The following is a 9158-nucleotide window of genomic DNA, read 5'->3' on the forward strand; positions in this document are numbered from 1 at the left end:
GCAGATAACAAAAAGCCGCCAGTGGTTAGCTGGCGGCTAGTGTGAGTTAACTCGAGGATTAAACGCCTGTTGATTTATACATACCGCGGTGATCCAGTGGCGCTACACCCGCATCAATACGCACCTTGGTGGCTACGCCGTCGATAGTGAAGCCTTGTTGCTGCTCGATATAAGGCGTATCGATACCATCGAGGTAAGCCACCTCAATGGTGTCACGGCCTTGTGCTGCGGCAAGGAACCATTCTTTATCGCTGTTATCGTCCAAGCGTGGTTCGCCGATCACTTCGGCGAAGTTTCTGATTGGGTTAGCAATACCAGAGTTAGTATCAGCACCTTTAACCGATTCTGATTGGATAATCTGGTTAAAATTATCTTCCAATGACACTGGTGCAAGTAGGAACGCTGGGCGAATGTTCAATGGACGATTGCCAGATTTCTGCATGCGCATTGCTTTACGGCCTGCGGATAGTGCCGCCACGCTAGGCGCGCCGCTGCCTAAGTTGCCATGGTCAGCATGGAATAACTCTTTACCATCTGCCATCTTAGGATTTTTGGTTAATACGGCATAAACCAAGTCACCAATGGTACCTTTGGCCGCAAAGCCCATCTTCATTGGGATGTCAGTCAACATGCTCATATCATCGTTGATAATGGCTTGACGGGTAATGCTGAACAGCTCGCCATAAGTTGCCAGCGCAATTTGTTGCGCGTGGGCGCCAACGGTAACGTACTTATATTCAGCACCTTCACGCACTTGGCGCAGGCTATTAAAATCGCCAAGGCCAACACGCTGGGCGATCTTAAAGTCGCCTAGAATGCCTTTCTTAGTCCAGCGCTCGAAGGTTTCTTCGGCGGTTTCCCAACCCATCAAGACGGCTTTATTGGCAACATCTAAAAGGATGCTGCCAAAGTCGCTTGAACTGTGAGTAAACGCTAGGCCGACCATCTCCATTTTATTGAGTCCGGCGCAGCCAATACCACGATCCATGAGTGATGCACGGGCAAGTTCAAGCAGTCCATAGCTTGAATAGTGGTTACCAGCTTCTGCTTTTTCATAGCCAGCACGGCCCATTAATTGAGCACGAATTGAGTCACCGACGATATTGCCGTTGCCGGAGTAGATAATAACTCGATTCGGCATGGTCGCAGCTGGCGTGGTGTTTTCGCCAAGCTTTGCCAAGATCATATCTTTGGCTTTATCGGCATCAATGGTCGCATCAGCGATACACTGATTTCTTAACTCGGCTAGCTGCGGGAATGCCGCAAACGCAGTATTAATGCCATTAATACGCGCGGTATTAAACGCAATCGCCGCCGCTTGAATCGCCGCGGCATCAGGTTGAGCAGCGGGCGCGGGTTGGTTTACTGGCGCAGGAAGCTGAGCACTTGGCGCAGGGGCTGGTTGTGGTGCTGGTGCAGGCGAAGGAATATTTCCCTTTGGTGCATACAGGTTTTTTACATGTTCAGGCATATTCGTAAAATCCTTAAGACGTTTTGAATTAAGTGATGCCGCCATTTGCAGCGGATCGGTTAGGGTGTTGGCAAAACCTTTTTCCACTGCCTCGCGGCCTGTTAGCCATGTTTCAGCGGCTAATAGGGCGTGAAGCTCATCTTCGGGTAAGCCTGTTTTTTGTTGATAAGCACCGACTAAGTTACCTTCAACTTTGTCGAGTAAATCGGCGTATTTGCGCATATCATCCGCATCACCTAGGGTTCCGCCCCAAGGCTTGTGGATCATCATCATCGCGTTTTCAGGCATGATGACTTCATCAAATGCCATGGCAATCACGCTGGCCATTGATGCGGCGAGGCCGTCGATGTAACAGACCTTGTGCGCTGGGTGGCCTTTGATCATGTTGTAAATCGCCATCCCTTCGAACACATCCCCACCAGGCGAATGAATACGGGCGGTGATGGTGCCGACTTTGCCTAGATTTTTGAGATCACGGGCGAACTGTTGGGCACTAATGCCCCAGCCGCCAATCTCGTCATAAATCATTAGCTCAGCGTTGCCGTTTTGTGCCTTGAGGCTGTACCAGCTTTGGCTTGGTTGTGAGCTGTTACTGATCTGGCTCAGCGTTGCGGCGGGCGCGATCAGCGTTCCGCTTGGCAGCATTGCGCTTAGCATTGCTACCGCTGTTGCTATTGGGGTCTTTTTCACTATTTTGATCTCCTAGCGATGGGTCGGGGTCGTTGGCGGTGACCATGTGGTTTTCGCGGTTGTATTCCACCTCGCGTTTACGCTGGCGCTTCACTTCGGTTGGGTTGCGGCCTCGGGCGCGGGTCCAATCGGCCTCTGTGGCGACGTTGGCGGCAATCATCATTTCCCAGCCTTCGGCCTCTTTGCGTGGGTCAATCCACGGCATTGTTGGGCCGTAGTACACCGCATCGAACAAAGTGCGCGGGTCGAGATCGGGCGGTAGCACTAATGGGTCTTGCTTGTTGAGCAATTCCATTTTTAGCCAGTTGCGAAACACAGGGCGCGACCAACCGGCACAAAACCATTGCTGCATAATGCGGTTCGATTCGTCTTGCTCAACTAGCTCTTGGCGCTGGCTTGAATACGTGCCGTCATAATCGCGGGCAATACTCGAGTAACTGCCACGGCTACCCGCTGCAACGGCTTTCATCTGGCCGTTGCGAAACTCCACCATGTGGACGTTGGGGCGATTTGATTCAATCATCCCGACATCTTCACCGGGCTTTAAATCGTCAAACGTCATGCCTGGTGCAATGGGGATTTCGCGATTGCTCGCTTGGTCATCCATGATGTACATCGAGGCATCACCACGCTTGATATAAAACGCCAGCGCAGCGGCAATCCGTGCGGCAACGCGCTCGGATTCTTCATAGTCCTTTATGTCGGCTAAGCGGGTTAAAATGCCGTGGAATATCGACACGCCGCGTAGCTGGTGCAGGCGCTTGAATAAACCGAGGTGCATCATGTTTGATGCGGCCACGGCTTTGGTTTTGTAACGAAAGCCGACTTGATCAGCGGGGTGATCAAGCAGTACATGATAGTTAACCACCTGCCCCCATCCGTTAACCTCCAGCCCTTGGCGTACCCGCTTTGCGGGTTCGTTTAACTCGTAGGGGATAAAGTCGGCCTCAAGCGCCTCGATGCTGTATTGGGTGCCCTGCTCGTTGGGGTGGCCGAATTTGCTAACGCGCCCCATCACATGCTGACCGAAAACGTCACCATCACGCAGCGCACTACGCAGCACTAAGCGCTCAAGCTCAGGGCGGCTAAAGCGGCCTGTGACATCACACTTAAGCGACCACGCACCGAAACGGCGTTGAATATCGTTGGCTAAGTCATCAAGAATTTCACCGCTAATACTGCGCGGCTGCGGTTCAACCACAATCCCTTGAGCACCGATCACCCGTTCTTCAAAGCGGTCTAAGATACCGATGCTTAAGTCGTGGTTTTCATCCAGCCAGCGGGCTTGCTCGCGCAGGCTTTTACCCGCCGCAAATACCGCTTGGTTGGCACCACGGCTTTCTTTTTTGGCGCGGTGAGTGCGGCTTGGGTTTGCCGCCTCATAGCCTTTTAAATTGCGGTAGCTCATTGCAGCGGCTTGACGCTGCAAAGCTAAACGCGGGGCAAATATCGCCAGCGCATCGTTGATAATGCTCATTTAAGCCCCTAGTGAATTAATTAAAGAAAAAAGCGGTAAGAATAGAAAACTGGTAAATTTGTAAAGGAATAACGATCCAAGTAGCCAGATAAACAGCAAAGATATAAATAAGGTCTTTTACATCTCCACCATAGTTAATTTCTCTGCATGGCGGCCCAGCTGGAGGTGGTGGTTGATTACGTTTATCAATGCCTTTTTTCATTAGTTGAAACTCGCGAATTTAACGCCGCCTTGTGGTCGGCTGTAAGCTGCTAAGCGGCGTTCCCATTCGAGGCGGCCTTTGCGGATTTCGCCAAGATCTTCGGTGGTCATTAACTTGCCGTTGATGGTGGTTGATTTACCCGCCAGTACATCAAGTTCGGCGGCGATATACGCATCGATCATCTGTTGGCATTGTTGTTGGCTCATGAGTTTTCCTGTTGCTATCTATGCATTACAGCCAGCCGCCGCTTGCACCTCCGCCGCCACCGTTTAGCCAGCTATTGGCGCTTGCCTTTGGCTTGGCTGCGGGTTTAGGTTCTGCGGCGGTTTGCTCGCTATTTGTGGTGGCGATGGGTTTAACGTGTGACAACTTGTCGAGATTGATGCCGAATTTTTCGAGCGCGATATACAGCGCGGCCAAGGCGTAGACAAAACAGTCCAGCGCCTCGTTACGGCGCTTGCCAGCATCCCAGCGGTAGACAATGCGGCCATTTTCCCGTTTAGGAATTTTGCGTTCGGCCGTGAGCTGTTGCAGCTCAATGTCGTCACACACGGATTCATTTAGCGGAAAATGAATTGCACCAGGCTTACGCACATCCACATCGGGGTCGATGCGCAACATGGCCATGATTAACTCTTTGGCGTTGTCGGTACCGACTTCGGTTAAGTACACGCCCTTGGCGGTGCGCTTACGCGGAAAGTTAGCGATCGGCTTGCCGTAGACGTTGGCGCCCCTCAGTGGGATCACCCGCATCACGCCAAGCTTTTTACTCATAGCATAAACATCGTCGGTGTAGTGACCACCAGAGTCCCAGCCCGCTACGCCAATATTGAGGATCACCCCATCGGCACGGGCGTAACTTTGGCCGATACGCTCGGCAACTTTGTCTTTTAAGACTTGGCTTGATGGATCGCCATACAGGATAAAGCGGTCGATAAGCGCAGCCTCTTTACCCGCGCCCCAGCCCCACACACGGCCCTCATAGCGATCGTCTTGGGTATCGATACCTGCGGTTAAATACACCACCCAGTTGGGCACTTTGCCACTGGGGTACATTTCGCGACGGCGTTTTAAATCTTCCCATTCAACGCGCTCGCCTGTGTCGTTATCCCACGGTAAGCCCAGCTTGGTGTTGACGAAAGTTTGCAGCTTTTCTTTATCGCCTTTGGCCTTTAAAAACTCGGTGACTAATTTTGCCCAGCTGTTGAGCGAGTTATACGCCGACCAGATATGGATTGAGATATTGGGCGGCGTGGTGATGTCGTTACCTTCGGCATCGTAAAAATCAATAAAGTCTGGGGTACGAATGCCAGTGTTTTCGCAAATCCAAATCGCGCTTTGGTGCAACTCCATATCATCGAGCTGATTGTTTTCAATGCAGCAACCGCAGTGCTCACACAGATAGTAAGCGGTGCTTAGGTCGTGCTCGCCTTTATCATTTTTGCGCCACTTAATGCCGAATGATTCTTCGGCACCGCCCCATTTAAGTGATTGCAGTTCGCTGCAATGCGGGCACGGTAAATTGAATTTAAAAAAGTGTGGCGATTCACTGCATGCCTTTTCCATTTGGCATGTGCCGAGCACTTTTGGCGTTGATCCCCTAATTGATTTGGGGAACATCGACAGTTCGATACGGGTATCACCTAATGAGGTGGCGTTACCTTCGTGCTCGATGGATTCATCAAAACCCGCTAGCTCGTCGTAGATCACATCATCAGTGGATATTTCGCGGTAGTTGGCCGCAGCCGTACCACCTCGCACCATGAGCGTTTTGCCGTTGGTGAATATTTTATCTTCTAGGGTGCTGTCTTTATGTTTGCGCCCCATCCACGGAGCCAGCGCACGCCAAACGGGGATATCGCGGATCGCCGTTTCAACGTGCTTTTTCATAAAGGTTTTGGCTTGACCATCACGCGGCTGATAGATCAACACGTTGCGCTTTTTGTGCTCAATCTTATAAGCCGCGTTAGCCATCAGCATTTTGGTGTAACCGACCCGCGCTGACTTCATAATGTTCAGCGTGGTGATTTGGTCGTTACCCATGGCATTAAGAATACCGATTTGAAACGGTAAGCTCTCCCACTTGCCCTCGGTGTAGCTTGACTCCGAAGACATATAAAAATGCTCATCGGCGTACTCTGAGCAAGTGAGCATGGGCGGGCGATAGAATCCACGCAGCCCAGCAGCAACGGCAGCTTTCAGATTTTTAATCTGTGCTGCCGATATACTCATCTAGAAGGTCCTCGATACCCGCTGCGAGTTCGGCAACGGTGTTTTGACTTTTAATCACCTCCGCTCTAAAAGCGTCGATTATGCGTTCTGGAATGTCGGGATATTTGCGCTTCATCCGAATGTGGGTTTGATCCAGCACTGGGGCGATTTGCGCGGCGATACGATTAAGCACAAAGACACAAAAGCCGACCTCGACCACCTCTTTGCGCTCTTTTTCGTTTTTGATTTCTTGGCCGTCTGCCTGAGCCTTGGTTAAGCGCCAGCGCTCATAGTCGAGATCTGGCTTTTCTGGATCATCCTCGTCGGGTTTGCTGAGGTGTTTTTTACGCTCGTTGGCCACGCGATTGGCCACCACATCGGCCATGGTATACAAGCACTCACGGCCTTTTTTGCTATGTACTGGCACATCCCATTTATCAAACGCTTGGGTACTCAACCCTAAGCTTTTGCAAAGGTCGGTTTTATTCAGCAGAACAGGCGCTGTCTCTTGGGGTTGAATGCGGGCCATTGCGTTGTTCTACCTGTTTTAACTGTGCCTTTAGCACTTGCGTTTGCAACTCATGCCGCTCCGCGTCGCGCCTGTCTTTAAACGCTTGATATATCCAGTTAACAAGGAATGTGAGCACTGTTAAAAATATCCCTATCCACAGCGCTAAATTATTCACTGTAAATACTCCTCCGGCTGCTGTTGTAGCGGATGCACTATAAGACGCAGCGGCGAGCATTTTTTGCGTGCCAACTTCGCGGATTGATTCAGTTGAGTTCATTTAATTTGGCCTCACGCCATATTTCGATATTCTGCAAATCTGTATCGCATTTGCGGATCACAGCTAAGAGTTGAATGATGCAATCTGGCAGATCGGCATTAGCGTCCGAACTACATTCGGCGGGTAAGCACTGGCTGATCAACTCTTTCGGCGGCAGCACATACTGGGTCTGCTTGGTGACTACGGTGCGCACAGTAGGCGGCGTGTTTGAGCAGCCGCTGAACATCATCAGGCACAGCAGTATTAGCCCAACTGCGAGTTTGTTCATTGGCTGAGGTCCTTAGTTTTTTAATGGCATCGCGCTGATCGGCAAGCTGCTTGTCAATCTCGGCCTTGGCTTTGGCGGCTTGTTGATTGAGTGCTAATGCAAAGGCGTAATCCTTGGCGAGTCGGTCACGTTCTTTAGCCTGTGCTTGCAGCTCATCGGTAACGGTCGTGAGGTCATCCTGCAACATGCGCTGGTTGATAGCGGCAGACTCTAGCTGTGCATTTTTTAGGGCTAGATCGGTTTTAGTGGCGGTGAGGCTGATACCGAGTAATGCAATCACCAGTATCAGCGCGCCGATAATGTACAAGTGCAATGTGCCTGTGGCGTTAATGAGTTTTTGGAACATAGAGATCCTTAAGGCATATCGCCTGTTCTTTTTTGCGCCGCTCAACTAAGCCAGGCAATTTGACGTTATTGGCATAAACGAAACCATTGCAGCCATACTTGCCGCAGGCCTCGGTGAGTTGGCGACAAGCCGCCACTCGTTCGCCACGCTTTAACAGCTTTAGCAAAGTGGAGGCTTGAAAGTTGCCCGCACCAAAGTTGTAAATGAGACTGAGGTAAGCCGCATGCTCACCTTCGGTTAACTGCACCGGATACGTGAGGCGGCGCAGCTGGCGATCGGCTTTGCCTAAATCCTCAGCGAACATTTCGATGCATTGCTGTTCGCTAAAAAACTGGTTGAGTTCAAGCTCGGGGCCTGTGTGCCCAAAGCAAGCAGTGAGGATTTGCACCGGGTCAAGGTAGGTGTGCAATATCGGCTCACCGTTTGGGGCTTCGGCTGGAGCAATTAAATTCGCCCCCGCCAATGCAACAGCAGAGGCCAGCCCAAGTGCCATGAGCTTTTGCTTTAATGACATGGGCAATACTCCTGTAATTTTGGGTTAGCCTTAGCGCGGCCAACGGTTAGATCAACGGTGAGGTAAGCCGCCTCTAACTGCTGATGTTTTTAGTGTCTTTCAACGTCCGAGGCGGTACTGTCAAAACCTCGGCAACACATACCCACCACGGCCACCATTGCAGCGGCCGCTTTTGTTCAGCTGGGGTTGGCTACGATTAATTAGTTTGTGGTTCGTGCAACAAAACCCAATCGTTGGATAACATATCTGTTTGGGATGCTAACCAACCTGTGACTGTCGAACCTGATGCTGAGCGCATATTGATACAAGGTAAACGAGTGACAGTACCTACATCGCCTTTTTCAAAAAGGCTTGATTGAATACCTTCAGTCAGTAATGGTAAGCCTTCATCTCCATAATCTATGCTGCCTTTCTGCATGAAGATGAACATTCCTTTGCCATTCCATCCTGCACGTGCAACACGGTAACCACATTTAACAAGATCAATTGCTTCGCCAAATGAAAGGTTTTCTGTGGTCCGCTGTACCTGACCTATAGAACCACAATTAACAAGCGATAAATCTTTCATAGCCGTAATCCACCGTTTACCAATTAAGCTCAAGCACATGCTTAAACTTTTAAATAGTTATCTCTTACGCTACTGATGCATTAACGGGGCGCGAACCCGAACTACGTCATGCCGTTACCATTTCTAAAAATGGCTCGACCACCTTTCGCTGACTGCGTTGCTTTTGCTTAGAGCAATGCGAACTCTCTTTTGGATTACACCTGTGAGAAATCAGGCGGCGGTTATTGATCTGCCCGCAAACCGAGTAGCGTTATTTCATGATCCACCCCATCTTGAAAAACAATCTCTAAGCCAAGTTTGTTAGCTAACGCATATTCCGCTTTGGCACCTTTTGAACTCGCCCAGTTATCCAGCAGATATATCCGGTCGCAGCACATCAACATCGGCAAGCAAATTGCCATGTACTCGGGTTCGGTTAATCCATCCGGTAGTGTTGCCGGGTTAAGCACAATATGGCCAAGCTCGCGCTGAACATCGGCAGCTAAATGAAACTCAGGACGATTGCAATCAATCAACCCAGTCATAGGGCCAGCGATATAGACTTTTTTGCGGAGCGAGACACGAGCCATAAAAGCACCAAATAAAAAGGCTCCACGAGGGAGCCTTTGAGCGGGAGAGAGCGC

11 protein-coding genes are annotated in these 9158 nt (G+C 50.6%); all 11 read right to left on the reverse strand.

The genetic code is table 11. The annotated features are described in order from the left end of the window. Positions 1–58: 58 nt before the first annotated feature. Positions 59–2161, reverse strand: a complete 2103-nt coding sequence (locus tag SHEWPOL2_RS10160) for a ClpP-like prohead protease/major capsid protein fusion protein (RefSeq protein ID WP_239642755.1) — start codon at positions 2159–2161, stop codon at positions 59–61. After that, on the reverse strand, positions 2061–3638 hold the full coding sequence (locus SHEWPOL2_RS10165) for a phage portal protein (RefSeq protein WP_037428051.1): 1578 nt from the start codon (positions 3636–3638) through the stop codon (positions 2061–2063). The genes SHEWPOL2_RS10160 and SHEWPOL2_RS10165 overlap by 101 nt, the downstream gene beginning before the upstream one ends. 16 nt (positions 3639–3654) lie before the next feature. Next, a complete protein-coding gene (locus SHEWPOL2_RS10170; protein WP_037428053.1) occupies positions 3655–3840 on the reverse strand; it encodes a hypothetical protein in 186 nt (61 codons plus the stop codon). After that, the gene (locus tag SHEWPOL2_RS10175) at positions 3840–4046 is read right to left on the reverse strand and encodes a hypothetical protein (RefSeq protein ID WP_037428054.1); all 207 of its coding nucleotides are present in this window, start codon (positions 4044–4046) and stop codon (positions 3840–3842) included. The genes SHEWPOL2_RS10170 and SHEWPOL2_RS10175 overlap by 1 nt, the downstream gene beginning before the upstream one ends. A 25-nt stretch (positions 4047–4071) precedes the next feature. Further along, positions 4072–6072 carry a terminase gpA endonuclease subunit gene (locus tag SHEWPOL2_RS10180; RefSeq protein WP_037428056.1) on the reverse strand — a complete coding sequence of 667 codons (2001 nt, stop codon included), beginning with the start codon at positions 6070–6072 and terminating at the stop codon, positions 4072–4074. Next, positions 6047–6580 carry a terminase small subunit gene (locus tag SHEWPOL2_RS10185; protein WP_037428057.1) on the reverse strand — a complete coding sequence of 178 codons (534 nt, stop codon included), beginning with the start codon at positions 6578–6580 and terminating at the stop codon, positions 6047–6049. The genes SHEWPOL2_RS10180 and SHEWPOL2_RS10185 overlap by 26 nt, the downstream gene beginning before the upstream one ends. Next, positions 6534–6839: a holin gene (locus tag SHEWPOL2_RS22470; RefSeq protein ID WP_083848322.1), complete on the reverse strand. Its 306-nt coding sequence runs from the start codon at positions 6837–6839 to the stop codon at positions 6534–6536. The genes SHEWPOL2_RS10185 and SHEWPOL2_RS22470 overlap by 47 nt, the downstream gene beginning before the upstream one ends. Positions 6840–6949: 110 nt before the next feature. Further along, the gene (locus SHEWPOL2_RS10190) at positions 6950–7453 is read right to left on the reverse strand and encodes a hypothetical protein (RefSeq protein WP_037428059.1); all 504 of its coding nucleotides are present in this window, start codon (positions 7451–7453) and stop codon (positions 6950–6952) included. After that, positions 7434–7967 (reverse strand): lysozyme, encoded by a 534-nt coding sequence (locus SHEWPOL2_RS10195; protein WP_037428061.1) that lies wholly within the window; start codon positions 7965–7967, stop codon positions 7434–7436. Before SHEWPOL2_RS10195 ends, SHEWPOL2_RS10190 begins: the two co-directional genes overlap by 20 nt. A gap of 196 nt (positions 7968–8163) precedes the next feature. Then, a complete protein-coding gene (locus SHEWPOL2_RS10200; RefSeq protein ID WP_050991346.1) occupies positions 8164–8535 on the reverse strand; it encodes a DUF2829 domain-containing protein in 372 nt (123 codons plus the stop codon). A 221-nt stretch (positions 8536–8756) separates the two neighbouring features. Beyond that, the coding region (locus SHEWPOL2_RS10205; RefSeq protein ID WP_239642756.1) for a DUF4406 domain-containing protein at positions 8757–9158 on the reverse strand (402 nt) is incomplete at its 5' end.

The sequence above is a fragment of the Shewanella sp. POL2 genome, from assembly GCF_000282755.1.
Classification (GTDB): Bacteria; Pseudomonadota; Gammaproteobacteria; order Enterobacterales; family Shewanellaceae; genus Shewanella; species Shewanella xiamenensis.

What these genes read in the sequence shown, in the direction of transcription:
- SHEWPOL2_RS10195 (WP_037428061.1), bottom strand. Translation starts at nt 7,967, where the DNA reads ATGTCATTAAAGCAAAAGCTCATGGCACTTGGGCTGGCCTCTGCTGTT.
- SHEWPOL2_RS10175 (WP_037428054.1), bottom strand. Translation starts at nt 4,046, where the DNA reads ATGAGCCAACAACAATGCCAACAGATGATCGATGCGTATATCGCCGCC.
- SHEWPOL2_RS10170 (WP_037428053.1), bottom strand. Translation starts at nt 3,840, where the DNA reads ATGAAAAAAGGCATTGATAAACGTAATCAACCACCACCTCCAGCTGGG.
- SHEWPOL2_RS22470 (WP_083848322.1), bottom strand. Translation starts at nt 6,839, where the DNA reads ATGAACTCAACTGAATCAATCCGCGAAGTTGGCACGCAAAAAATGCTC.
- SHEWPOL2_RS10190 (WP_037428059.1), bottom strand. Translation starts at nt 7,453, where the DNA reads ATGTTCCAAAAACTCATTAACGCCACAGGCACATTGCACTTGTACATT.
- SHEWPOL2_RS10200 (WP_050991346.1), bottom strand. Translation starts at nt 8,535, where the DNA reads ATGAAAGATTTATCGCTTGTTAATTGTGGTTCTATAGGTCAGGTACAG.
- SHEWPOL2_RS10165 (WP_037428051.1), bottom strand. Translation starts at nt 3,638, where the DNA reads ATGAGCATTATCAACGATGCGCTGGCGATATTTGCCCCGCGTTTAGCT.
- SHEWPOL2_RS10180 (WP_037428056.1), bottom strand. Translation starts at nt 6,072, where the DNA reads ATGAGTATATCGGCAGCACAGATTAAAAATCTGAAAGCTGCCGTTGCT.
- SHEWPOL2_RS10185 (WP_037428057.1), bottom strand. Translation starts at nt 6,580, where the DNA reads ATGGCCCGCATTCAACCCCAAGAGACAGCGCCTGTTCTGCTGAATAAA.